Here is a 23,389-nt window from a genome sequence, read left to right as displayed (position 1 = left end):
TTCCTTTAAATAAATTAATAGATACCAGAACCAGGGCTGATGATAAAAAGACTATTTTCTATTAGATAAATAGAAAAACAACAACGATAAGCATAGCATTTCGCTCTATTCTCTTTCATCCAGACTATCACTGTCGGCTTTGGATTTTCACCAAATCTGCTGACTTTACTAAAAGTAAACGCTCGTGGGCTTATATTTAAAATACTTACCACCGGTAGGGAATTTCGCCCTGCCCTGAGAATGCCTATATAGTATATCTGAAAGTTTAATGAGAAAAAATGTTTTTATTTGTAGCAAGATTACATACAATAGGGGCAATTTATATCAAAATGGAGCTTAATTATGCTAAATCCAAAGAAAATAGAACAAATCATGCAACAAATTCAAGATGCTTTGCCACAAGGTGTAAAAGAGTTAGGGCAAGATGCAGAAATGAAGCTAAAACAAGTGTTACAAGCACAATTGTCTAAACTCGATATTGTTACAAGAGAAGAATTTGATGTGCAAACACAAGTTTTAATGAGAACGCGTGAAAAACTTGTTGAATTAGAAAAACGTTTAGAACAATTACAAGAAAAATAAAAATTTTCCAATTTATTACCGCACTTTTTAATGTTACTCGTAGCACCATTTTCCCTTAATATAAAAGGAGAGAAATAATGTCGAATTTCAGTTATTTGCAACAAAAACGTAAGCAATTAAATTTAAAAGTGAATGATATTTGCACTCAAGCAAATATCACTCGTGCTTATTTTAACCAATTGGTTAGTGGAAAAATCAAAAATCCAAGTGCAACAAAACTTTCCGCCTTACATAAAGTGTTGCAGATAACCGAGGACGATAACAAAAAAATAGGTGTTATTTTTGGTAAGTTTTACCCTGTGCATACGGGTCATATTAATATGATCTACGAGGCATTTAGTAAAGTAGATGAACTTCATGTGATTGTTTGTAGCGATACAGAGCGAGATTTGAAGTTATTTTACGATAGCAAAATGAAACGAATGCCAACAGTTCAAGATCGTTTACGTTGGATGCAACAGATTTTTAAATATCAGAAAAATCAAATATTTATTCATCACCTTGTAGAAGATGGATTACCAAGTTATCCAAATGGATGGGCTGCATGGGCGGAACAGGTCAAATATCTATTCAAGGAAAAAAATGTCAACCCTAGCATTGTTTTTAGTAGTGAAATTCAAGACAAAGCACCTTATGAGAAATATCTGAATTTGCAGGTTGAATTAGTTGATCCTGAACGACAATTCCTGAATGTGTCAGCAACAAAAATCCGTAACAATCCATTTCATTATTGGAAATTTATTCCTAAAGAAGTGCGTCCATTTTTTGCTAAGACAATTGCTATTTTGGGAGGAGAAAGCAGCGGTAAAACTACGCTTGTTAATAAATTAGCTACTGTATTTAATACAACATCAGCATGGGAATATGGGCGTGAGTTTGTGTTTGAGCAGTTAGGCGGTAATGAACAAGCTATGCAATATTCTGATTATCCACAAATGGCTTTAGGGCATCAGCGTTATATTGATTATGCAGTAAGACATGCGCATAAAATTGCAATTGTAGATACTGACTTCATTACAACTCAAGCATTTTGTATCCAGTATGAAGGAAAAGCGCATCCTTTTTTAGATTCAATGATCAAAGAGTATCCCTTTGATGTCACTATTTTATTAAATAATAATACTCAATGGGTTGACGATGGGCTACGCAGTTTAGGAAACAATAAGCAACGCCAACGGTTCCAGCAACTTTTAAAAAAATTACTAGATAAATATAATGTATCTTATATTGAAATTGACTCTCCAAGTTACTTAGAGCGATACAATCAAGTAAAAGCAATTATTGAGAAAGTACTCAATGATGAAGAAATTTCAGGCTTAACCACGGAAACAGGCAATCATTCAATTTTTGAGGAATAGTATTATGATTTTATTTGCAGGTGACCCACATGGTAGCTACTCTCACCTTTATCCTTTTGTACAAGAAAATGAAAATGTATCCTTGATCATTCTAGGTGATCTGCAATTAACCACAGCAGAGGAATTAGATAAATTAGCGAAATTTTGTGATATTTGGTTTATTCATGGAAATCATGATAGTAAAACAGTAGCTGCATTTGAATCTTTATGGGGAACAGAATGGAAATCCCGTAACCTACATGGAAAAGTTACTGATGTTCAAGGAGTTAAAATTGCAGGATTAGGAGGAGTTTTTCGTGGACAAATTTGGATGCCGCCAAATAAACCGCTCTTTTTTGATCCCATCCATTATTGCCAGTATGCTTTGCCAGAAAAAATCTGGAGAGGTGAAATTCCTTTACGTCATCGAACATCAATATTTCCTTCTGATATTGAAGAATTAGAAAAACAACATGCAGACATATTAATCTGCCACGAAGCACCAAAACCTCACCCCTCTGGCTTTGCTGTAATTAACCAATTAGCAAAATCTATGCAAGTCAAGCATATCTTCCATGGACATCATCATGATAATTTTGACTATAAGCAACAACATAGTCGAAATACATTTCAAATTACTAATGTTGGCTTTAGAAGTTTGTGTGATATAGAAGGAAATTATTTATTGATTGGTGTTGATGATAGAGATAAAAAATAGCAAATTCTTTTCATAAAAAAGCCCACAATCATGTGGGCTTTTCAATAAGTTATGAATTACTCTGCTTTAGCTTCTTCAGCTACTGCTGGACGATCTACTAACTCAATGTATGCCATTGGAGCGTTATCACCAGCACGGAAACCACATTTTAAAATACGAGTATAACCACCCGCACGTTGTGCAAAACGTGGACCTAATTCATTAAATAATTTTGCAACTGTTTCGATGTTGCGTGTACGAGCGAAAGCTAAGCGGCGATTTGCAACGCTATCTACTTTTGCTAATGTAATTAACGGTTCAACTACACGACGTAATTCTTTTGCTTTAGGCAAAGTAGTTTTGATAATTTCGTGACTAACTAATGCGCTAGCTAAATTACGGAATAGAGCCTGACGATGGCTGCTATTACGGTTTAGTTGACGTCCACTCTTACGATGGCGCATGACCTTATCCTTCTCAGAAAAATCTTTAACCTATGACCAAACTAGTCTTCAGCAATACTTGCTGGTGGCCAATTTTCAAGGCGCATACCAAGTGATAGACCGCGTGAAGCAAGCACGTCTTTAATCTCTGTAAGAGATTTTTTACCCAAGTTAGGGGTTTTCAATAACTCAACTTCTGTACGCTGTACTAAATCACCGATATAGTGAATTGTTTCTGCTTTCAAACAGTTAGCAGAACGAACTGTCAACTCTAAGTCATCAACAGGACGTAATAAAATCGGATCAAATTCCGGTTTTTCTTCCTTAACTTCTGGTTGACGAACATCTCGCAAATCAACGAATGCATCTAGTTGCTCTGCTAAAATTGTTGCTGCGCGACGAATCGCTTCTTCTGGCTCAATTGTACCATTTGTTTCTAGTTCAATAACTAACTTATCTAAGTCAGTACGTTGCTCAACACGTGCTGCTTGTACATTATAAGCAATACGATCAACTGGACTATAACATGCATCAACTAATAAACGACCAATTGGGCGCTCTTCATCTACGGAATGAACTCTAGACGATGCTGGTACATATCCTCTGCCACGTTGTACACGAATGCGCATATTAATTGATGCATTTTCGTCTGTTAAGTGACAGATGACGTGGTCAGGATTTACGATTTCAACATCACCATCATGTGTGATGTCAGCTGCAACAACAGGGCCAATTCCAGATTTGCTTAGAGTCAGAAAAACATTATCTTTATTCTGTACTTTAACCGCTAGACCTTTTAAGTTCAGAAGCACTTCGATAATGTCTTCTTGAACACCTTCTTTACTACTATACTCATGCAAAACGCCGTCTATTTCTACTTCTGTAACTGCACAACCTGGCATTGAAGATAGAAGAATTCGACGTAATGCATTACCTAGAGTATGACCAAAGCCACGCTCTAACGGTTCTAAGATCACTTTAGCATGAGTAGAACTAATTTGTTCAATATCAACTAAACGTGGTTTTAAAAATTCTGTAACAGAACCCTGCATTTTATCCTCTCTTTGCTACGAAGCTTTAACTATTATTTAGAGTAAAGCTCTACGATCAGATGTTCGTTAATGTCTGCTGATAAATCAGAACGTTCAGGAACACGTTTGAACACACCTTCCATTTTAGCTGCATCGATTTCTAACCAAGTTGGTTTTTCTCTTTGCTCTGCTAATTCTAATGATGCTTTAATACGTGCTTGTTTTTTAGATTTTTCACGAACAGCAATAACATCATCTACTGAAACTTGGAAAGATGGGATATTAACTACACGACCATTTACAACAATCGCTTTGTGACTCACTAATTGACGAGCCTCAGCACGAGTTGCAGCAAAGCCCATGCGATAAACAACGTTATCCAATCGACCTTCTAATAATACTAGTAAATTTTCCCCAGTATTACCTTTTAAGCGGTTTGCTTCTTTATAGTAGTTACGGAATTGACGCTCTAAAATACCGTAAATACGGCGAACTTTTTGTTTCTCACGTAATTGACTACCATAGTCTGACAAACGCAGTTTACGAGCACCATGTTGACCAGGCGCTGTATCAATTTTACATTTTGTATCAATCGCACGCACACCTGACTTAAGGAATAAGTCAGTGCCTTCACGACGGCTTAGCTTGAGTTTAGGACCCAAATATCTTGCCATTTTCTTTCTCCAACTATCCTATGACGCCATTAAACACGACGTTTTTTCGGTGGACGACAACCGTTATGTGGAATCGGAGTCACATCAGTAATATTCGTGATACGGAATCCTGCTGCATTTAATGCACGGATTGTAGATTCACGACCAGGACCCGGCCCTTTAACCATAACTTCCAAGTTCTTTAAGCCGAATTCTTTTACAACTTCAGCACAACGTTCTGCTGCAACTTGCGCAGCAAACGGGGTAGATTTACGAGAACCACGGAAACCTGAACCACCAGCGGTTGCCCACGCTAGAGCATTACCTTGACGGTCAGTAATTGTAACGATTGTATTATTGAAAGATGCGTGAATATGAGCTACGCCATCTACAACTTGTTTTTTTACACGTTTACGTGCACGAACTGGTGTTTTAGCCATTTAACTTACCCCGACTATTTTTTGATCGGCTTACGAGGACCCTTCCGGGTACGCGCATTAGTTTTAGTACGTTGACCACGTACCGGTAAACTACGACGATGACGCAAACCACGATAACAACCTAAATCTAATAGGCGTTTAATGTTAAGTGTTACTTCACGGCGTAAGTCACCTTCAACGGTAAATTTACCAACTTCGTCACGCAGTTTATCAATCTGCTCTTCAGACAATTCTCTGATCTTTACATCCTCAGCAATTCCCGTAGCAGCACAAATTGCTTTAGCTCGAGTTTTACCGATACCGTAAATTGCTGTTAAAGCGATTACAGTGTGTTTTTGATCAGGAATGTTAATGCCTGCAATACGGGCCACTATGCACTCCTATTTTATTGATTAAATTTGATATACTGATCTTGAAAAGCCCGTTTCAGGATACTCAAACAGCATATCAAGGACATAAATGAGCTGAGCATTATATATGCCCAGCCGGTTCTTTGCAAGAAAAAATATCAACTAACCTTGACGTTGTTTATGCTTAGGATCGCTACATAATACACGAACAACCCCTTCACGTTTAACAATTTTACAGTTACGACACATTTTCTTAACTGAAGCACGAACTTTCATTGCTTATCCCTTTCTACTATATGGACAACTTACTGTCCAAAACCTTTAAGGTTTGCTTTTTTCAGCGCAGATTCATATTTAGTTGACATTAAATGACTTTGAACCTGTACGATGAAATCCATAATTACCACTACAACAATCAGCAAGGAAGTTCCACCAAAATAAAACTGAACATTCCAAGCAGAAGTCATAATATAAGGAACCAAACATACAAACGTAATATATAAACCACCAATTAGTGTAAGGCGGGTCATAATTTTATCAATATAACGCGATGTTTGTTCACCTGGTCTAATTCCGGGTATAAATGCGCCAGATTTTTTCAAATTATCTGCTGTATCACGCGGATTATATTGCATTGCAGTATAAAAGAAACTAAAGAATATAATAGCCACTGCATAAACAATCAAATATAAAGGCTGCCCTGGATGTAATAATAGCGATAAATCAGTTAACCACTCCAAGCTAGAACTTTGACCAAACCAAGATGTTAATGTGGCCGGGAAAAGAATAATACTTGAAGCAAAAATTGCTGGGATAACACCCGCCATATTTACTTTCAATGGTAGATGAGTTGAATGACCACCTACTATTTGACGACCTTGTTGACGTTTTGCGTATTCAACTTTAATTCTTCTTTGACCTCTTTCAAAGAAAACAACAAAATAAGTTACTGCAAAAACAATTACTGCGATCAATAAAAGAACTAATAGATGCATTTGCCCTTGACGAGCCTGCTCAATAGTTTGACCTATTGCCGAAGGTAAACCTGCAACAATACCGGCAAAGATAATTAAAGAAATACCATTACCTATTCCACGCTCTGTAATTTGTTCTCCTAACCACATTAAGAACATTGTCCCTGTTACTAAGCTAATAACAGCTGTAAAGTAGAAACCAAAGCCTAAATTAGGGACTAAACCTGGTAGCATATTAGGCAATCCGGTAGAAATACCAATCGCCTGAATAGTTGCTAATACAAGGGTAGAATAACGCGTATATTTACTAATTTTACGACGTCCTGCCTCACCCTCTTTCTTTAACTCTGCCAAAGCAGGATGAACCGTGGTCAACAGTTGGATGATAATCGATGCCGAAATATAAGGCATAATACCTAATGCAAAAATTGACGCACGACTCAATGCACCACCAGAGAACATATTAAACATATCAATGATGGTACCTTTTTGCTGTTCAAGCAATTGAGCTAATACGGCCGCATCAATACCAGGAACCGGAATGAAAGAACCAATACGGAAAACAATCAGTGCACCTAGCACAAATAATAATCTGCTTTTTAGTTCACCAGTACCGCTTTGAGTACTTCTACTTTGATAACCTGGTTGCTTAGCCATTTGTTAATTATTCCTCAACTGAACCGCCAGCAGCTTCAATTGCTGCTTTTGCACCTTTAGTTACACGTAGACCACGAACAGTCACTGCTGCTTTAACTTCACCAGCAAGAATTACTTTTGCAAATTGGATATCTTTTGTTAAAACATTCGCAGCTTTCAATGTATCTAAAGTGATAACATTACCTTCTACTTTGGTTAAGTCATTTAAACGAACTTCTGCTGTTACAGCTGATTTCATTGAAGTAAAACCAAATTTTGGTAAACGACGATATAAAGGCATTTGACCACCCTCGAAACCACGACGAACACCGCCACCTGTACGAGATTTTTGACCTTTATGACCACGACCACCAGTTTTACCTAAACCAGAACCAATACCACGACCTAGGCGTTTTGCACTGTGCTTAGCACCTTCAGCCGGAGATAGAGTATTTAAACGCATTCTCTTACTCCTCCACTTTAACCATATATGAAACTTGGTTAATCATACCGCGTACAGCTGGAGTATCAATTAACTCAACAGTATGGTGCATATGGCGAAGACCAAGACCACGTAGTGTAGCTTTGTGTTTTGGTAAACGAGCAATAGAGCTACGCACTTGTGTTACTTTAATAGTTTTTGCCATTGTCAATTACCCCAAAATTTCATCAACGGTTTTGCCACGTTTAGCAGCAACCATTTCTGGTGATTTCATATTTGCTAATGCATCAATAGTTGCACGAACAACGTTAATTGGGTTAGTTGAACCGTATGCTTTAGAAAGAACGTTATGAACACCCGCAACTTCTAATACTGCACGCATAGCACCACCAGCGATGATACCCGTACCTTCACTTGCCGGTTGCATAAATACACGAGAACCAGTGTGAGAACCTTTGATCGGATGTTGTAATGTGCCTTCATTTAAAGCCACAGTAATCATATTGCGACGTGCTTTTTCCATCGCTTTTTGGATCGCTGCCGGAACTTCGCGCGCTTTACCATAACCAAAACCTACTCGGCCGTTACCATCACCTACTACGGTTAACGCAGTAAAGCTCATTATACGACCACCTTTTACAGTTTTTGATACACGGTTTACCGCGATTAGCTTCTCTTGCAGTTCACCAGCTTGTTTTTCGATGTTTGCCATCTAAAATTACCTCTATTAGAACTGTAGACCAGCTTCACGTGCAGCATCCGCTAAAGACTGGACACGACCATGATATTTAAAACCGGAACGATCGAAAGCAACGCTTTTAACGCCTTTCTCTAACGCACGCTCAGCAACAATTTTACCAACTACTGCTGCTGCATCTTTATTTCCGGTATATTTAACTTGCTCGCTGATAGCTTTCTCAACTGTGGAAGCTGCAGCAAGCACTTCTGAACCGTTTGGCGCAATAACTTGTGCATAAATATGACGTGGAGTGCGGTGAATAACTAAACGAGTTACACCTTGCTCTTTCATCATATGACGTGCACGAGCTGCACGACGGATACGAGCTGATTTCTTATCCATAGTGTTACCTTAATTATTTCTTCTTAGCCTCTTTCATACGTACAACTTCATCAGCATAACGTACACCTTTACCTTTGTAAGGTTCAGGACGGCGATAAGCACGAATATCAGCTGCAACTTGACCGATTAATTGCTTGTCCGCACTTTTCAGAACGATTTCTGTTTGTGATGGACATTCAGCAGTGACACCAGCTGGTAATACATGCTCAACAGGGTGTGAAAAACCTAAACTTAGTGCAACTGCATTGCCTTTCATTTGTGCTCTATAACCAACACCCACCAATTGTAACTTCTTAGTGAAGCCTTCAGTAACACCGATAACCATCGCATTAACTAATGCGCGTGCTGTACCTGCTTGTGCATCAGCACCAACAATACCCTCACGAGGAGAGAATGTTAATTCATTATTATCTTGTTTAACTTCAACTGAGTTATGAATGGTGCGAGATAACTCACCATTTTTACCTTTTACTGTTAGTAGCTGACCGTCAAGTTTAACCTCAACGCCGGCAGGAATACTAACAGGTGCTTTTGCAACACGAGACATTTTCCTACCTCTCTTATTAAGCTACGTAACAAATGATCTCACCGCCTAAACCCGCTTGGCGAGCTTTACGGTCAGTCATGATACCTTTAGATGTAGAGATAACAGCAACACCTAAACCACCCATTACTTTAGGTAATTCGTCTTTACGTTTATAAATACGAAGACCAGGACGGCTTACACGTTGGATACTTTCTACAACTGGTTTTTCTTGGAAATACTTTAATGTGATTTCCAATTCAGGCTTAGCGCCTTCTGAAACTTTAACGCTAGCAATATAACCTTCTTCCGCTAATACATTGGCAATAGCCACTTTTAGCTTGGATGAAGGCATACTGATCACAACTTTGTTCGCAGCTTGACCGTTACGAATACGAGTCAACATATCTGCGATTGGATCTTGCATACTCATTGTGCTTTTACTCCGATTCCAAAATAAAGTGGTAAATTACCAACTTGCTTTCTTAAGACCTGGGATTTCGCCACGCATTGCTGCTTCGCGAACCTTAATACGGCTTAAGCCAAACTTACTTAAAACGCCATGTGGACGACCAGTTTGACGGCAACGGTTACGTTGACGGCTTGGGCTTGAATCACGTGGCAAAGTTTGTAACTTTAACACAGCATTCCAGCGTTCTTCATCAGATGAATTCACATCAGAAATGATCTTTTTCAACTCTACGCGTTTTGCATAGAATTTTTCAGCCAATTTAATGCGTTTTACATCGCGTACTTTCATTGATTGTTTAGCCATTTGTAACCTGCCTTACTTACGGAATGGGAAATTAAAGGCAGCTAATAGTGCTTGACCTTCTTCATCACTCTTTGCCGTAGTTGTGATAGTAATATCTAAACCACGTACACGATCTACTTTATCGTAGTCGATTTCAGGGAAGATGATTTGCTCACGCACACCCATGCTGTAGTTACCACGACCATCAAATGACTTCGCACTTAAACCACGGAAGTCACGGATACGTGGAACAGCAATTGTAATTAAACGTTCAAAGAACTCCCACATACGCTCACCGCGTAGTGTTACTTTACAACCGATTGGATATCCCTGACGGATTTTAAAGCCTGCAACAGATTTGCGAGCTTTAGTAATTAAAGGTTTTTGACCGCTAATCGCTGCTAGATCTGCAACTGCATTGTCTAGCAATTTCTTATCGGTCAATGCTTCACCCACCCCCATATTCAGGGTAATCTTTTCGATTCGTGGGACTTGCATGACAGATGTGTAGTTGAATTTAGATTTTAATTCATTCACTACTTGATCTCTGTAGTAATCATGCAGTTTCGCCATCGCATTACTCCAGTTTGTTAGATAATTTCATTATTAGACTTGAAGAAACGTACTTTTTTACCGTCTTCAAATCTAAAACCTACACGGTCAGCTTTGTTTGTTTTAGCGTTGTAAATAGCAACATTTGAAACATCAATTGCCGCTTCTTTCTTCACTAAACCACCTTCTTTGCCTAAAGCAGGAACAGGTTTTTCATGTTTAGTGATGATATTTACACCTTCAACAAAAACTTTACCATTTGGTAACACTTTAGTTACCTTACCACGTTTGCCCTTGTCTTTACCAGCAAGAACAATCACTTCATCATTTTGACGAATTTTTGCAGCCATATCTCACTTCTCCTTACAGTACTTCTGGTGCCAAAGAAATGATCTTCATAAACTTCTCTGAACGAAGTTCACGAGTCACTGAACCAAAAATACGAGTACCGATTGGTTGCTCTGAGTTATTGTTTAACATAACACAAGCGTTACCATCGAAACGAATGACTGATCCGTCTGGGCGACGAACACCCTTCTTGGTGCGCACAACAACTGCTTTTAAAACATCACCTTTTTTTACTTTACCGCGAGGAATTGCTTCTTTCACAGTAACTTTGATGATATCACCAATAGCAGCGTAACGACGGTGCGATCCACCTAGAACCTTGATACACATTACACTGCGAGCGCCTGAGTTATCAGCTACGTCGAGCATAGTCTGTTCTTGGATCATCTTAGTACTCCGCTAAAATTAATAACACCCTTTCGGGACGAACCTATTTACCCAATGTAAATAGGGCGCAGAGTGTATCATTATTCATCGATATAAGGCAACATTTTTATGCAGAATATTGCTTGAAAATATGGGGCTATTTAATTAATCTTCTTAAAAGGATATGTGCCATAAATAATTCTTAAATTACCACCGCTCTTTTCCCTTATCTTTATCTAGCACCAGTGTAATTATGCTAGAATATTTCCCTTTTCTATAAATATCAGGAGAACCAACAATGACAACAGAAAATACAACAATTGTACCAAGCTTAGATATTAAAGAAGCGACACAGGTAATAAAAGAAGTGGGTTCAATGAACTTTCAAGATATTCTAGAGCAATGGATCATTCCTTACGGAACAAAAATCCTTCTTGCTGTAGCGATTTATATATTTGGCAAACTTTTAGCCAGAATATTAAGTAATCTTCTCGGAAAAATCGTACTTACTTCAAGTAAAGATGAGATGCTACAAAGTTTCGTATCTTCTATTAGTTATTTCCTCTTTTTACTCATTGTTGTCATTGCTTCACTCTCACAACTCGGAATAAACACAAGCTCTCTTGTGGCATTAATCGGGGCTGCGGGTTTAGCTGTTGGTTTAGCATTACAAAACTCATTACAAAACTTCGCAGCTGGCGTGATGATCTTAATTTTCAAACCCTTTAAAAAAGGCGATTTTATTGAGGCCGGTGGCACCAGTGGTAAAGTTGAACAAATGGGATTGCTGATGTTAGAGCTACGAACAGGCGATAACAAAACTATCTTAGTACCAAATGGCAAAGTCTTTGCTGACAGTATTACAAACTATTCTCGCAATGAAACTCGCCGCATTGATCTTATTTTAGATATTAGTTACGAATCAGATATTGAAAAGGCTAAGCCGTAGTTGCACAAGTACTCGCCAATGAAGCAAATGTATTAAAAAATCCAGAACCTGTTATTGGTGTAGGGAACCTTGCTGCAAGTAGCGTACAACTATTTGTCCGCCCTTGGGTTCAAACTTCTAACTATTTCTCCACTCAAATTGCATTATTGGAAAAAATTAAAATTGAATTTGATAACGCTGAAATTAGTATCCCATATAACCAATTAGATATTCACTTACCTGAACAAGCTCAAATTACTTTGAATAAATAAGTCCAAAAAAATAACCGCACTTTAAGTTAAAGTGCGGTGTAATTTAAGTTGAAATTTAGGTTTAATAAATGAGAAATGACTAAATTATCAACAAAAATTTGTCAAGTGATATTATGAGGAAAAATAAAAGCCTTGCGTTTTTAGCAAGGCTTGTGATGTTATTCTTGGCTAAATCGAAAACCGTACATATCAACAATTTTAACTTTTGAATAATGGTATTTGGTTATTTTTCCGTTAAAATCGATCACTTTACGTTCTTCGCTTAACTTATCTATTTCTTCTTTATTTTCCATATAAAATTGATAAATAATCGCCAAAGATTTTTTATTTGGAATACTAAAACCACAAAGATCGCCAGCAATTCCACTAAACGTTTGTTTAAAGAAACAATCATAGGCTGGAGTGATCGCAAAAACACCTAACAAAACTTTTGTTGTTAATGTAACAGCTTGATGTTTCTGACCTTTTAATAAATGCTCTTTTACCTGAGCATATAAATTCAAAATAGTCTGGGCTTCGATATCATAATGCTCTATATCCATTTCCCAATTGCTTATTGGCTGTTGATAGATCCATTCAACCAAATCCCTTAAATAAGTAGGATTTTTCTTCAATAAGAAACTTGAACCACGCAACATTCCCCAACTTGCCAAATAACTCCATAAAACTTGGCAACTTTTTTCAATATCAATATTGCCCGTCTCTTTTGAAGAACGAAAATGGGAATAACAAAGATCAAAGCTGTAATAGCGATGTGTTTGTTCTTCTGCTTCACTATTAAATGAATCAATAATTTTAGTGATATTTCTTTTCATAAATTGTACCTAATTAATGTTTCCCTTCATATAAATCAATATTCTCTATATCGACTTCTGGAGGATAAGGTGTAAGCATAGCTAATGGTTTACTGCAAATTAAAGTTAATACCCAACTAATAATAGCAATACAAATAGATAATATAAATAGCTCTACTTTATCTATAAGTGCAATATTAAACCAGTTAATTCTAAGCATAGATGTTATAATAATATTTATAGTGTCGATATCGAATCCCATTTCCCTCCAACTGATTCCTGCTTGGTGAGTTAATTGTAAATAAGTATATCCGATACCATAGCCAATTATTCCAATGAAAGAAGCCCAGCTATTTTTCAGATATTTATTGCATTCTTCCCAACGCGTCTGTGGAATATACTGTAGGTCGTAAATACGATTAGAAGCATTTTCTTCTTTTAATTTTGCTTTATCAAAATCTGCTTTTAACTTTTTACCTGCCTTACTTCTTGTACTGATTGCGCCATCATTATTTCTAGAAATACCTTGTTCCTCAACAGCACTATCAATATCCTCGAGCAACTTATAATTTTTAATCCAAACATCATTATAATATTTATATTCATCTTTATCTTCCTTATTAAGCCAAAAATCATCATACGTTTTCTTAAATGGATGATAATAACGAGTAATTGAGAAATACTTAAATAATGAATAAATAAAAATACTTAGTAAGGCGACAGGCGTAATAAATACAATCAAAACAGGAATAATAATAATTGCTAAACAACCACCACAACCACCATTATCAGATGATCTTTTTCTCTTTGCCATTTTAATCCTCTTATAATTAATTATAAATTTGCAATGATCTAAACTAAAAAAACTTTTTGTCTACGCTACGCATTCAATAAAATAATGAGGTATTCATAAACTACTAGTCTCTTAATTTCTGTTTTAGACATAAGTGACTCTTTAAATAATTCTAGGGGGTTCTACACGATATTTACTTGTTATGTCAATAACAAGTAAAAGGAGTATACTCCTTTGAAAAATAAGCTACTGTAGAATGGAATTGATTTAAAAATGTTAAAAGTGCGGTCAAATTTAAAAAAGTTTTGCTTAAAACAAAAGCCCTAACATTTCTGCTAGGGCTTTTCTTTTTATCTTTTGTTAATTAAGCAACGATTGCTTTTTCAACAACACGAACTAAAGTCCAAGATTTAGTTTTAGAGATTGGACGACATTCGCGAACCTCTACAACATCACCTAATTTAGCTTCGTTATTTTCATCGTGCACATGTAGTTTAGTTGTGCGACGGATAAACTTACCATAAAGAGGGTGTTTAACCTTGCGTTCGATAGCAACGACAAATGATTTGTCCATTTTGTCGCTAACAACTTTACCTTGCACGCTACGAATTTTATCAGTCATTACTCACCCGCCTTTTCGGTTAATACAGTTTTTACTTGTGCAATACTGCGACGCACTTGTTTTAACTGATGGGTTTGTTGAAGCTGACCGGTGGCTGCTTGCATACGCAATTTGAATTGCTCACCTAACAAGTTAACCAATTCAGCATTCAGCTCTTCAACAGTTTTTGTACGTAGTTCTTGAGCTTTCATTACATCACCGTTTTAGTTACGAATGTGGTCTTGATTGGAAGTTTTGCTGCTGCCAATGCAAATGCGTGACGAGCAACTTCTTCAGACACACCATCCATTTCATACATTACTTTACCCGGCTGGATTAAAGCTACCCAGTACTCAACGTTACCTTTACCTTTACCCATACGGACTTCTAATGGTTTTTCAGTAATTGGTTTGTCTGGGAATACACGAATCCAGATTTTACCTTGACGTTTAACTGCACGAGTCATTGCACGACGTGCTGCCTCGATTTGACGAGCTGTTAAACGGCCACGACCAACTGCTTTTAAACCGAAGGTACCGAAGCTAACTTCTGTACCACCTGCAATACCACGGTTACGACCTTTGTGGACTTTACGGAATTTTGTACGTTTTGGTTGCAACATTTAGCAAATCTCCTTACTTACGACCTTTACCGCGTGGTGCCTTTTTAGGCGCGGCAGGTTGTTGTTCTGGTTGTTGTGCAATTGCAGCCATTCCACCAAGAATTTCACCTTTGAAGATCCATACTTTAACGCCGATTACGCCGTATGTAGTATGAGCTTCTGAGGTGTTATAATCGATGTCCGCACGTAATGTATGTAATGGTACGCGACCTTCACGATACCACTCAGAACGTGCAATCTCTGCACCACCTAAACGACCGCTTACTTCAACTTTGATACCTTTAGCACCTAAACGCATTGCGTTTTGTACCGCTTTTTTCATAGCACGGCGGAACATTACACGACGTTCAAGTTGAGAAGCAATGCTGTCTGCAACTAATTTTGCATCTAATTCAGGTTTTTTCACTTCAGCAATGTTGATTTGTGCTGGAACGCCTGCGATAGCCGCTACTGCGTTACGTAATTTTTCAACATCTTCACCTTTTTTACCGATTACGATACCAGGACGAGCTGTGTGAATAGTTACACGGATGCTTTTCGCTGGACGCTCAATAGTGATGCGTGAAACTGAAGCATTCGCTAATTCTTTGTTTAAGAATTTACGTACTTTGAAATCGCCGTCTAAATTATCAGCGAAGTCTTGTGTATTCGCGAACCAAGTAGAGCTCCAAGGCTTAACAATACCTAGGCGAATACCATGTGGATGTACTTTTTGACCCATTGTTATTCCTCTACGATTAACGATCTGACACAACCACTGTGATGTGGCTTGTACGTTTTAAAATACGATCTGCACGACCTTTAGCACGTGGCATAACACGTTTCATGCTTGGACCTTCATCAACGAAAATCTTCGCAACTTTAAGATCATCGATATCTGCACCGTCATTGTGCTCTGCGTTAGCGATTGCAGACTCAAGCACTTTTTTCACTAAAGCAGCTGCTTTTTTGTTTGTGAAAGTTAAAATTTCTAATGCTTGTGCAACTTTCTTACCACGGATTAAATCCGCAACTAAGCGAGCTTTTTGCGCTGAAGTGCGAGCGTAACGATGTTTAGCAATAGTTTCCATCTTTTACCCCTTACTTCTTAGCTTTCTTATCCGCAGCGTGACCGCGGTATGTACGAGTCGGTGCAAATTCACCTAATTTATGGCCGATCATTTCATCAGAAACATAAACAGGAACGTGCTGACGACCATTATGGACTGCGATGGTCAATCCGATCATTGAAGGAATGATCATTGAACGACGGGACCAAGTTTTGATTGGTTTTTTATCCCCGCTTTCCACCGCCTTCTCTACCTTCTTCAACAAGTGTAGGTCAAGGAAAGGACCCTTCTTGAGAGAACGTGGCATGGCTTATCCTCTTAATTTAATTAATATTATTTGCCACGACGACGTACGATATATTTATCAGTACGTTTGTTGTGACGAGTTTTCTTACCTTTGGTTTGAACGCCCCAAGGTGTAACAGGATGTTTACCGAAGTTACGACCTTCACCACCACCGTGTGGGTGATCTACTGGGTTCATTGCTGTACCACGAACTGTAGGGCGAACGCCTCTCCAGCGGTTAGCACCAGCTTTACCAAGTACGCGAAGCATATGTTCTGAGTTACCAACTTCACCAATAGTAGCTGTACATTCAGATAATACTTTACGTATTTCGCCTGAACGAAGACGTAAAGTTACATAGTTACCTTCACGAGCGATAATTTGTACATAAGCACCAGCAGAACGAGCGATTTGTCCGCCTTTACCTGGTTTTAATTCAACGTTATGTACTGTTGAACCAACTGGGATGTTACGCATTGGTAATGAGTTACCAACTTTAATTGGCGCATTAACACCAGATTGGATTTGATCGCCTGCTGCTAAACCTTTAGGTGCTAAGATGTAGCGACGCTCACCATCTTTATAAAGCACTAAAGCGATGTTTGCAGAACGATTTGGATCATATTCAAGACGCTCAACAACCGCTGGGATATCTAACTTGTTACGTTTGAAATCGATTAAACGGTAATGTTGTTTATGACCACCACCAATATGACGAGTAGTGATACGTCCTAAATTATTACGACCACCAGTTTTAGATTTAGTATCTAGTAATGGTGCGTAAGGTTTGCCCTTGTGTAATTCAGGGTTTACGATTTTAACAACGTGACGACGACCAGCGGAGGTCGGCTTACATTTAACGATAGCCATTTATATCTTCTCCTCCGAAATTACTCAGCCGCACCTTCAACGAAGTCAAGTGATTGACCTTCTTGAAGAGTAACATAAGCTTTTTTCCAGTCACTACGCTGACCCATTTTAGTACCACGGCGTTTAGTTTTACCTTTAACAACCACTGTACGAACTGAGTCCACTTTCACTTCAAATAATTGCTCAACAGCATTTGCAATTTCGACTTTATTTGCGTCTAAAGCAACTTTGAAAACAATTGTATTTGATTTTTCAGCGTTATTTGTTGCTTTTTCTGATACGTGAGGTGCTCTTAACACTTTTAACAAACGTTCTTGTTGAATCATGCGAACATCTCCTCAATTTGTTTCACAGCATCTACAGTTACAACAACTTTATCGAATGCGATTAAGCTCACTGGATCGATAGCTTGAACATCACGCACATCTACTTTGTAAAGGTTACGTGCTGCTAAGAATAGATTTTCATCTAAGCTTGCTGTGATAATTAACACATCTTCAAGTGCTAATTCTTTTAATTTTTGTACTAAAACTTTAGTTTTTGGTGCATCGATTTCAAATTTCTCAACAACCACTAAACGGTCTTGACGAACTAATTCAGAAAGAATGCTTTTGATTGCACCACGGTACATTTTCTTGTTCACTTTTTGGCTGTGATCTTGTGGTTTAGCTGCGAAAGTCACACCACCAGAACGCCAGATTGGTGATTTAACATCACCTGAACGAGCACGGCCAGTACCTTTTTGACGCCAAGGTTTTTTACCTGAACCAGACACTTCAGCACGAGTTTTTTGTGCACGAGAACCTTGACGAGCACCTGCTGCATAAGCAACAACTACTTGGTGGATTAACGCTTCATTAAACTCACGTCCGAAGGTAGTTTCAGAAACAGCTAGTGCGTTTGCACCTACAACTTGTAATTCCATCTCTATCTCCTAGACTTATGCTTTAACTGCTGGTTTAACGATAACATCACTATTAGTTGCACCAGGTACAGAACCTTTAACTAATAATAATTTACGCTCAGCATCTACACGAACAACTTCAAGTGATTGAACAGTTACACGCTCAGCACCTAAGTGTCCAGCCATTTTTTTACCTTTAAACACACGACCTGGAGTTTGGTTTTGACCAATAGAACCAAGAACACGGTGTGATAAAGAGTTACCATGAGTAGCATCTTGAGTACGGAAGTTCCAACGTTTAACACCACCTTGGAAACCTTTACCTTTTGATGTACCAGTAACATCTACTTTTTTAACATCAGTGAAGATGTCTACGTTGATTTCTTGACCTAAAGTGAATTCTTCACCTTCAGTACGAAATTCCCATAAACCGCGACCAGCTTCAACACCTGCTTTAACGAAATGACCTGCTTCAGGCTTAGTTACACGACTAGCTTTTTTAGTACCAGTAGTAACTTGAATTGCAGTATAGCCATCGTTTTCAAGAGTTTTAACTTGAGTCACACGGTTGGCTTCGATTTCGATTACGGTAACTGGAACTGACACGCCATCTTCATTGAAGATACGGGTCATACCAACTTTACGACCGACTAAACCAATCATTGTAATAACCTCTTAATTAACCTAGGCTGATCTGCACGTCAACGCCGGCAGCCAAATCTAAACGCATTAATGCATCAACAGTTTTTTCTGTTGGCTCTACGATATCTACTAAACGTTTGTGTGTACGAATTTCGTATTGGTCACGTGCGTCTTTGTTTACGTGTGGAGAAATCAACACGGTAAAACGCTCTTTACGAGTTGGTAAAGGTATTGGACCACGAACTTGTGCACCAGTACGTTTAGCTGTTTCTACGATCTCCGCTGTAGATTGATCGATTAAACGATGATCAAATGCTTTTAAGCGGATACGGATTCTTTGGTTCTGCATTAGACCAGAGCTCCATTAAAAATTAGCTAATAAAAAAACCGAACCACCGCTCGATAAACTACATCAAGGGGGCACAGTCATACCTTATTTAGTCCTCAAATCGAGAACATTGTTATGCATTACATATCGTAATACTCGTTTAATAAATGATTACATTAAACGGCTCTCATATCGAAAGCTCGTGGATTATACTGGGATCGTGCCTATCTTGCAAATGTTTTTTCAAAAAATAAGCAATTCAAGCTATAATTTCTGCCACTGTGATATTTATCTCAACTTAACCTAGAAAATACTTAATGAAACAAGAAAAAAATCTACCGCACTTTTCTGCATCTTCTACCTCATCCAATCATTTTTATCGAGGTCGTTTTTCTGTTGCCCCCATGTTAGATTGGACAACCCGTCATTGCCGTTATTTTCATCGCCAATTTACCCAACACACTTTGCTCTATACGGAAATGGTCACAACGGGAGCCATCATTCATGCCAAATATGATCATCTTGATTATGATGTTGCTGAAAACCCGGTCGCATTACAACTTGGCGGTAGCGATCCTGGACAGTTGCAATATTGTGCAAAAAAAGCTGAAGAACGTGGCTATCAAGAAATCAATTTAAATGTTGGTTGTCCTTCTGATCGAGTACAAAATGGCATGTTTGGTGCTTGTCTTATGGGGAAAGCAGATTTAGTTGCACAATGTGTAACGCAAATGCAAAGTGCGGTCAATATTCCTGTTACGGTAAAAACTCGTATTGGTATTGATGAATTTGATAGCTATGAATTTTTGTGTGATTTCGTACAAAAAGTACATAGCGCTGGTTGCCAAGAGTTCATTGTTCACGCTAGAAAAGCTTGGTTATCTGGATTGAGTCCAAAGGAAAATCGCGAAATTCCACCGCTCAACTATGAACGAGTCTATCAATTGAAAAAAGACTTTCCTCATTTGTTGATTAGCATTAACGGTGGGATTAAAACCATTGAGGAAATTCAACAACATCTTCATCATGTGGATGGTATAATGGTTGGGCGTGAGGCTTATCAAAACCCCGCTTTATTAGGTTATATTGACCAAGCCTTATTTGATCCAACTTGCGCAATTGTTACACCAAGACAAGCGGTCGAAAAAATGTTCCCTTATATAGAGCAGCAGCTTAGCCAAGGTGTTTATCTTAACCATATTGCTCGACACATGTTAGGGGCTTTCCAGCAATGTAAAGGCGCTCGACAATGGCGTCGTTATATTAGCGAAAATGCGCATAAAGCTCATGCTGGTGTAGAAGTGATTGAAAAAGCGCTCTCTTTCGTTGAAGAAAAATAACGCATAAAAAATGCCCTTAATTATTCATAACTAAGGGCATTCATTTATCTTTATTTTAGGATTATTTTTCTAAAAGAGCGGTTGGATTTTCCGCTATTTTTTCAGCGACCTCAACTTCCTGCTCCTTGATTGACATCGCAGATCTTAAACCTTCAGCTCGAACTTTTTGGGCTAATTCAAGTTCACCTGCTTGCTCAAACACATAACCTGCCATTGTAATGTCATTTCCCTGTAAGCTCGCTTTATTCTCCAACACTTTCTTAAAGACATCCGCGGCTTTAGCAAAATTATCATTGCGCACATACAGATAACCTAAAGCACGATTGACACAGCAACAATCTTTATCATTTGCTTGTTTTACTCGTTTTTCTAGAAGTTTTAATAATTTACTATTATCTTCTGGCTGTAAACGTGTGATTTGAGCACAAAGTGCGGTATTAATTTCACTACCAGTTTCCGCTTTTTTCAATGCTTCAATCGCTAATGCATAAGCACTTTCGTGATCGTCACTATCAAGTAAGCGGCGAATTAAGCCCACTTTCACATATAAATCATTGCGACGTTTACGAGGTTGCTCATCCCACCAACGTAATAGACCATCAACACCTTCTTCATTCATCTTCTCATCTAATAAACCATCTTCGACTTTGCGTTGAAGTGCGGTAAATTCTTCGGAAGAGTAAAGACCTGCTTTTTCAATTTGATCTAAAATTTTATCTAATGCATGGAACGCATTGGATTTTAAGTAAATTTTTACTGCAAGTTTTAATACTTCCTTATTACGAGAAGTCATCTCCAATAAACTATCTACAGAACTGCGTGCGGCTGGAAGTTTATTTTGTTGCAATAAAATTCGGGTACGAGCAATTTCAACAATTAAACTATCTGTACCAGCTAAGTCTGTTGCTTCAATTAAATAACGGTTTGCAGCAAAATCATCACCTCGATTTTGTGCAGCCTCTGCTGCTTTAATTAAATTCAATACAGGCTCATCTGAATGTTTTGCATTTTTACCAATCAATTTTTCTGCTTTAGAATAATCGCCTTCGTTCATCTTCACCAAACCCTCTAAAGTTTGACGTTGTGCTTTGAGGCGTTTACGGCGAGAGAACCAACCGTATGTATTGCTGCTCAAACGGAAGAAACGTGTAATTACCCATTCAATGAGATAAACCACCGCCATTAAAATAACGAAGAAAACTACTAACATCGTAATTGACATTTCGATGTTATAACCTGCTGTTTGAATTAACACATAACCTTGTTTACCAGATAAATAAGGTCCACCAATCAATCCACCTAGCAAGACCAGCATTAAAAATAGCGCTCTAAACATACCCTATTCTCCTCTTACTGTGCTTGCTCTTGAGCTGGTTGCTCATCAGTTTTTGGCTCAGAACTTGTTTCCTGAGCATCTTTGCTTTCTTCACTTACCTTACTTTCTTTAGTTTCAGGAGTCCCCACTAAATCCTTATCCACTGCAATTTCAATTTTCTGTACTGGCAATGGTTGTTTATTGAGTAACTTATCTAACACAACAAGACTAGTTAATTGATTTGGCACATCCACATAAATAGACTGCTCAGCCAACTCATCAATCTCTTTTAAGAAGTTTTGCGCCACTTCAGTATTCGTATCAAAATAACTTCTTACCCAAGAACTCACCATTTCAAGTGATTGCTTGTATAAATCATTTTGCTGACGAGGAACTGCCATAATCGCAATTTGTAAACGTAAACGAATATTTTCACGCAAATAAATATCTTGATTTGGCGCAAGCAATTCTTTTGAATTCACATTGCGAGGTTTTACGCGAATAAAATGATTCAAAAAAGAGAGTGCACTTTTTTCTGCATTTGCTTTCCAATCTTCTACAGAGTCACTTAATTGCACATTCTCTTGCTCATCAAAATTCACATTTAATACAACCAATTCATCAACACCATTAGCTAATTGTGATAAATGCTGCATGATGGCATTTTGATCAACGTTATTGACGGATAACAGTTGTTTTAAATCTGCATTAATTGCCTGACGGGCACTGATGACTTTTGGATCATTCACTTTCGCAAGAGTTTCATCTGCAACTTTTAATAATGAAATAGCAGTATCCACATCATTATCCAATACAAGTTTACGCAAGGCATTATTTAGCAAGAAATCTGTTTCAGATAATAACCAATCAGTTGGTTGCTCAACCTTACCTACAGCATCTAATTTATTTACTTGAGCCTGTAAGCCTTGGATTGAATGATCTTTTCTAGCAATTTCATTCTCTAACAGATCAATCTTCTGAGTGACAGAATTTTTATATTCCTCAAAGGCTGCCTGCAACTTCTCATGATTTTCTGTTTGGACAGAGCTTTCTGGCTGACCAAGTGCGGTCAGTTTTTGTTGAATTTCGTCTACTTTTTGTTGACCAAAATAATAGCCTGTACCACCAATCCCCAAGGCAACCAACAAGGCTAACAGTGCAATTGCAGTCCCACCTTTTTTCACTACCACAGTTTCTACTCTAGGTTCAACTTTAGTTTCAACTGCCTTTTCTACAACCTGTTCATCTTCTCTTTCCATCACATGCTCCTTATTTAAGAAAGTTTCCCGTTGAGCTTGATTTTCTTGCTCAGAAATATTATTTGCAGGCACTTCCTCATGTTGTAATTCAGCCTCTAAAACTGGCTCTTGTATTAATACATTATCCTTTTTTTCTTCACTTAACTTTGAAGAAGATGAATGTTTTTTAGCCATAATT

Annotated in this window: 36 protein-coding genes, 1 pseudogene and 1 riboswitch; of the genes and pseudogenes, 5 read left to right on the top strand and 32 right to left on the bottom strand. The window is 38.0% G+C overall.

From position 1 onward, the window contains the following. Positions 1-103: 103 nt before the first annotated feature. Positions 104-246: riboswitch (FMN riboswitch) on the bottom strand. Between the two features lie 96 nt (positions 247-342). The 3 genes from ubiK (at position 343) to B0186_RS00265 (ending at position 2,637) form a co-directional block, all read left to right on the top strand. Continuing rightward, the gene (gene ubiK, locus B0186_RS00275; protein WP_078217390.1) at positions 343-582 is read left to right on the top strand and encodes a ubiquinone biosynthesis accessory factor UbiK; all 240 of its coding nucleotides are present in this window, start codon (positions 343-345) and stop codon (positions 580-582) included. 77 nt (positions 583-659) lie between these two features. Further along, the gene (nadR, locus tag B0186_RS00270; RefSeq protein ID WP_078217389.1) at positions 660-1,940 is read left to right on the top strand and encodes a multifunctional transcriptional regulator/nicotinamide-nucleotide adenylyltransferase/ribosylnicotinamide kinase NadR; all 1,281 of its coding nucleotides are present in this window, start codon (positions 660-662) and stop codon (positions 1,938-1,940) included. A 4-nt stretch (positions 1,941-1,944) separates the two neighbouring features. Beyond that, positions 1,945-2,637, top strand: coding sequence for a metallophosphoesterase family protein (locus B0186_RS00265; RefSeq protein ID WP_078217388.1), 693 nt, complete (start codon positions 1,945-1,947; stop codon positions 2,635-2,637). A 56-nt stretch (positions 2,638-2,693) separates the two neighbouring features. Here B0186_RS00265 and rplQ read toward each other — a convergent pair whose 3' ends face one another. The 17 genes from rplQ to rplN all read right to left on the bottom strand — a co-directional run bounded on the left by rplQ (position 2,694) and on the right by rplN (position 11,230). Beyond that, a complete protein-coding gene (gene rplQ, locus B0186_RS00260; RefSeq protein ID WP_078217387.1) occupies positions 2,694-3,080 on the bottom strand; it encodes a 50S ribosomal protein L17 in 387 nt (128 codons plus the stop codon). 41 nt (positions 3,081-3,121) lie between these two features. Then, entirely contained in the window at positions 3,122-4,111 is a 990-nt protein-coding gene (locus B0186_RS00255; protein ID WP_078217386.1) for a DNA-directed RNA polymerase subunit alpha, read from the bottom strand. Positions 4,112-4,143: 32 nt separating this feature from the next. Continuing rightward, entirely contained in the window at positions 4,144-4,764 is a 621-nt protein-coding gene (gene rpsD, locus B0186_RS00250) for a 30S ribosomal protein S4 (protein WP_078217385.1), read from the bottom strand. Positions 4,765-4,793: 29 nt separating this feature from the next. Further along, positions 4,794-5,183: a 30S ribosomal protein S11 gene (gene rpsK / locus B0186_RS00245; protein ID WP_005701868.1), complete on the bottom strand. Its 390-nt coding sequence runs from the start codon at positions 5,181-5,183 to the stop codon at positions 4,794-4,796. 14 nt (positions 5,184-5,197) lie between these two features. Continuing rightward, positions 5,198-5,554 (bottom strand): 30S ribosomal protein S13, encoded by a 357-nt coding sequence (gene rpsM, locus B0186_RS00240; protein WP_078217384.1) that lies wholly within the window; start codon positions 5,552-5,554, stop codon positions 5,198-5,200. Between the two features lie 141 nt (positions 5,555-5,695). Beyond that, positions 5,696-5,809 (bottom strand): 50S ribosomal protein L36, encoded by a 114-nt coding sequence (gene rpmJ / locus B0186_RS00235; protein WP_005625868.1) that lies wholly within the window; start codon positions 5,807-5,809, stop codon positions 5,696-5,698. Between the two features lie 29 nt (positions 5,810-5,838). Beyond that, positions 5,839-7,164, bottom strand: coding sequence for a preprotein translocase subunit SecY (gene secY, locus B0186_RS00230; protein ID WP_078217383.1), 1,326 nt, complete (start codon positions 7,162-7,164; stop codon positions 5,839-5,841). 7 nt (positions 7,165-7,171) lie between these two features. Next, complete coding sequence (rplO, locus tag B0186_RS00225) at positions 7,172-7,606, bottom strand: 50S ribosomal protein L15 (protein ID WP_078217382.1); 435 nt, start codon at positions 7,604-7,606, stop codon at positions 7,172-7,174. A 4-nt stretch (positions 7,607-7,610) separates the two neighbouring features. Continuing rightward, complete coding sequence (gene rpmD, locus B0186_RS00220) at positions 7,611-7,790, bottom strand: 50S ribosomal protein L30 (protein ID WP_005543631.1); 180 nt, start codon at positions 7,788-7,790, stop codon at positions 7,611-7,613. A 6-nt stretch (positions 7,791-7,796) separates the two neighbouring features. Beyond that, positions 7,797-8,297: a 30S ribosomal protein S5 gene (gene rpsE / locus B0186_RS00215; RefSeq protein WP_078217381.1), complete on the bottom strand. Its 501-nt coding sequence runs from the start codon at positions 8,295-8,297 to the stop codon at positions 7,797-7,799. 15 nt (positions 8,298-8,312) lie between these two features. Beyond that, positions 8,313-8,666 carry a 50S ribosomal protein L18 gene (gene rplR, locus B0186_RS00210; RefSeq protein WP_078217380.1) on the bottom strand — a complete coding sequence of 118 codons (354 nt, stop codon included), beginning with the start codon at positions 8,664-8,666 and terminating at the stop codon, positions 8,313-8,315. 13 nt (positions 8,667-8,679) lie between these two features. Beyond that, positions 8,680-9,213 (bottom strand): 50S ribosomal protein L6, encoded by a 534-nt coding sequence (gene rplF, locus B0186_RS00205; RefSeq protein WP_078217379.1) that lies wholly within the window; start codon positions 9,211-9,213, stop codon positions 8,680-8,682. 16 nt (positions 9,214-9,229) lie between these two features. Next, positions 9,230-9,622 carry a 30S ribosomal protein S8 gene (gene rpsH, locus B0186_RS00200; protein ID WP_078217378.1) on the bottom strand — a complete coding sequence of 131 codons (393 nt, stop codon included), beginning with the start codon at positions 9,620-9,622 and terminating at the stop codon, positions 9,230-9,232. Between the two features lie 36 nt (positions 9,623-9,658). Beyond that, positions 9,659-9,964 (bottom strand): 30S ribosomal protein S14, encoded by a 306-nt coding sequence (rpsN, locus tag B0186_RS00195; protein ID WP_078217377.1) that lies wholly within the window; start codon positions 9,962-9,964, stop codon positions 9,659-9,661. A 12-nt stretch (positions 9,965-9,976) separates the two neighbouring features. Continuing rightward, the gene (gene rplE / locus B0186_RS00190) at positions 9,977-10,516 is read right to left on the bottom strand and encodes a 50S ribosomal protein L5 (RefSeq protein WP_078217376.1); all 540 of its coding nucleotides are present in this window, start codon (positions 10,514-10,516) and stop codon (positions 9,977-9,979) included. Between the two features lie 17 nt (positions 10,517-10,533). After that, complete coding sequence (gene rplX / locus B0186_RS00185) at positions 10,534-10,845, bottom strand: 50S ribosomal protein L24 (protein WP_078217375.1); 312 nt, start codon at positions 10,843-10,845, stop codon at positions 10,534-10,536. 13 nt (positions 10,846-10,858) lie between these two features. After that, positions 10,859-11,230, bottom strand: a complete 372-nt coding sequence (gene rplN, locus B0186_RS00180) for a 50S ribosomal protein L14 (protein ID WP_078217374.1) — start codon at positions 11,228-11,230, stop codon at positions 10,859-10,861. A 277-nt stretch (positions 11,231-11,507) separates the two neighbouring features. On the opposite strand from rplN, the pseudogene B0186_RS00175 reads away from it, so the two are divergent. Continuing rightward, positions 11,508-12,409 (top strand): annotated as a pseudogene (locus B0186_RS00175) (mechanosensitive ion channel family protein). A gap of 158 nt (positions 12,410-12,567) precedes the next feature. Here B0186_RS00175 and B0186_RS00170 read toward each other — a convergent pair. The 13 genes from B0186_RS00170 to rpsJ all read right to left on the bottom strand — a co-directional run bounded on the left by B0186_RS00170 (position 12,568) and on the right by rpsJ (position 19,318). Then, positions 12,568-13,224, bottom strand: a complete 657-nt coding sequence (locus B0186_RS00170; RefSeq protein ID WP_078217373.1) for a hypothetical protein — start codon at positions 13,222-13,224, stop codon at positions 12,568-12,570. 13 nt (positions 13,225-13,237) lie between these two features. Beyond that, on the bottom strand, positions 13,238-14,017 hold the full coding sequence (locus tag B0186_RS00165) for a hypothetical protein (RefSeq protein ID WP_078217372.1): 780 nt from the start codon (positions 14,015-14,017) through the stop codon (positions 13,238-13,240). Between the two features lie 343 nt (positions 14,018-14,360). Continuing rightward, positions 14,361-14,618 carry a 30S ribosomal protein S17 gene (gene rpsQ, locus B0186_RS00160; protein WP_078217371.1) on the bottom strand — a complete coding sequence of 86 codons (258 nt, stop codon included), beginning with the start codon at positions 14,616-14,618 and terminating at the stop codon, positions 14,361-14,363. After that, positions 14,618-14,809 (bottom strand): 50S ribosomal protein L29, encoded by a 192-nt coding sequence (gene rpmC / locus B0186_RS00155; RefSeq protein WP_017805230.1) that lies wholly within the window; start codon positions 14,807-14,809, stop codon positions 14,618-14,620. Before rpmC ends, rpsQ begins: the two co-directional genes overlap by 1 nt. After that, entirely contained in the window at positions 14,809-15,219 is a 411-nt protein-coding gene (gene rplP / locus B0186_RS00150) for a 50S ribosomal protein L16 (RefSeq protein ID WP_075321004.1), read from the bottom strand. Before rplP ends, rpmC begins: the two co-directional genes overlap by 1 nt. A gap of 13 nt (positions 15,220-15,232) precedes the next feature. Continuing rightward, complete coding sequence (gene rpsC / locus B0186_RS00145) at positions 15,233-15,940, bottom strand: 30S ribosomal protein S3 (RefSeq protein WP_078217370.1); 708 nt, start codon at positions 15,938-15,940, stop codon at positions 15,233-15,235. A 16-nt stretch (positions 15,941-15,956) separates the two neighbouring features. After that, complete coding sequence (rplV, locus tag B0186_RS00140; protein WP_005625897.1) at positions 15,957-16,289, bottom strand: 50S ribosomal protein L22; 333 nt, start codon at positions 16,287-16,289, stop codon at positions 15,957-15,959. Between the two features lie 10 nt (positions 16,290-16,299). Further along, positions 16,300-16,575, bottom strand: coding sequence for a 30S ribosomal protein S19 (rpsS, locus tag B0186_RS00135; RefSeq protein ID WP_005539416.1), 276 nt, complete (start codon positions 16,573-16,575; stop codon positions 16,300-16,302). A 26-nt stretch (positions 16,576-16,601) separates the two neighbouring features. Then, entirely contained in the window at positions 16,602-17,423 is an 822-nt protein-coding gene (rplB, locus tag B0186_RS00130; protein WP_078217369.1) for a 50S ribosomal protein L2, read from the bottom strand. A 20-nt stretch (positions 17,424-17,443) separates the two neighbouring features. Then, positions 17,444-17,749 (bottom strand): 50S ribosomal protein L23, encoded by a 306-nt coding sequence (gene rplW, locus B0186_RS00125; protein ID WP_078217368.1) that lies wholly within the window; start codon positions 17,747-17,749, stop codon positions 17,444-17,446. Further along, complete coding sequence (gene rplD, locus B0186_RS00120; protein ID WP_078217367.1) at positions 17,746-18,348, bottom strand: 50S ribosomal protein L4; 603 nt, start codon at positions 18,346-18,348, stop codon at positions 17,746-17,748. The genes rplW and rplD overlap by 4 nt, the downstream gene beginning before the upstream one ends. Positions 18,349-18,363: 15 nt before the next feature. After that, on the bottom strand, positions 18,364-18,990 hold the full coding sequence (rplC, locus tag B0186_RS00115) for a 50S ribosomal protein L3 (protein WP_078217366.1): 627 nt from the start codon (positions 18,988-18,990) through the stop codon (positions 18,364-18,366). Between the two features lie 16 nt (positions 18,991-19,006). Beyond that, positions 19,007-19,318 carry a 30S ribosomal protein S10 gene (gene rpsJ / locus B0186_RS00110; protein WP_001181005.1) on the bottom strand — a complete coding sequence of 104 codons (312 nt, stop codon included), beginning with the start codon at positions 19,316-19,318 and terminating at the stop codon, positions 19,007-19,009. A gap of 296 nt (positions 19,319-19,614) precedes the next feature. On the opposite strand from rpsJ, the gene dusA reads away from it, so the two are divergent. Beyond that, complete coding sequence (dusA, locus tag B0186_RS00105) at positions 19,615-20,637, top strand: tRNA dihydrouridine(20/20a) synthase DusA (RefSeq protein ID WP_078217365.1); 1,023 nt, start codon at positions 19,615-19,617, stop codon at positions 20,635-20,637. Positions 20,638-20,698: 61 nt separating this feature from the next. Here the strand turns inward: dusA and B0186_RS00100 are convergent, their stop codons facing one another. Together B0186_RS00100 and B0186_RS00095 are read right to left on the bottom strand one after the other, a co-directional pair. Next, positions 20,699-21,973, bottom strand: a complete 1,275-nt coding sequence (locus B0186_RS00100; RefSeq protein ID WP_078217364.1) for a heme biosynthesis protein HemY — start codon at positions 21,971-21,973, stop codon at positions 20,699-20,701. A gap of 14 nt (positions 21,974-21,987) precedes the next feature. Next, entirely contained in the window at positions 21,988-23,385 is a 1,398-nt protein-coding gene (locus B0186_RS00095; RefSeq protein ID WP_078217363.1) for a uroporphyrinogen-III C-methyltransferase, read from the bottom strand. Between the last annotated feature and the right edge of the window lie 4 nt (positions 23,386-23,389).

This window comes from Canicola haemoglobinophilus, assembly GCF_002015075.1.
GTDB lineage: Bacteria > Pseudomonadota > Gammaproteobacteria > Enterobacterales > Pasteurellaceae > Canicola > Canicola haemoglobinophilus.
This window is presented reverse-complemented; position numbering and strand designations above follow the sequence as displayed.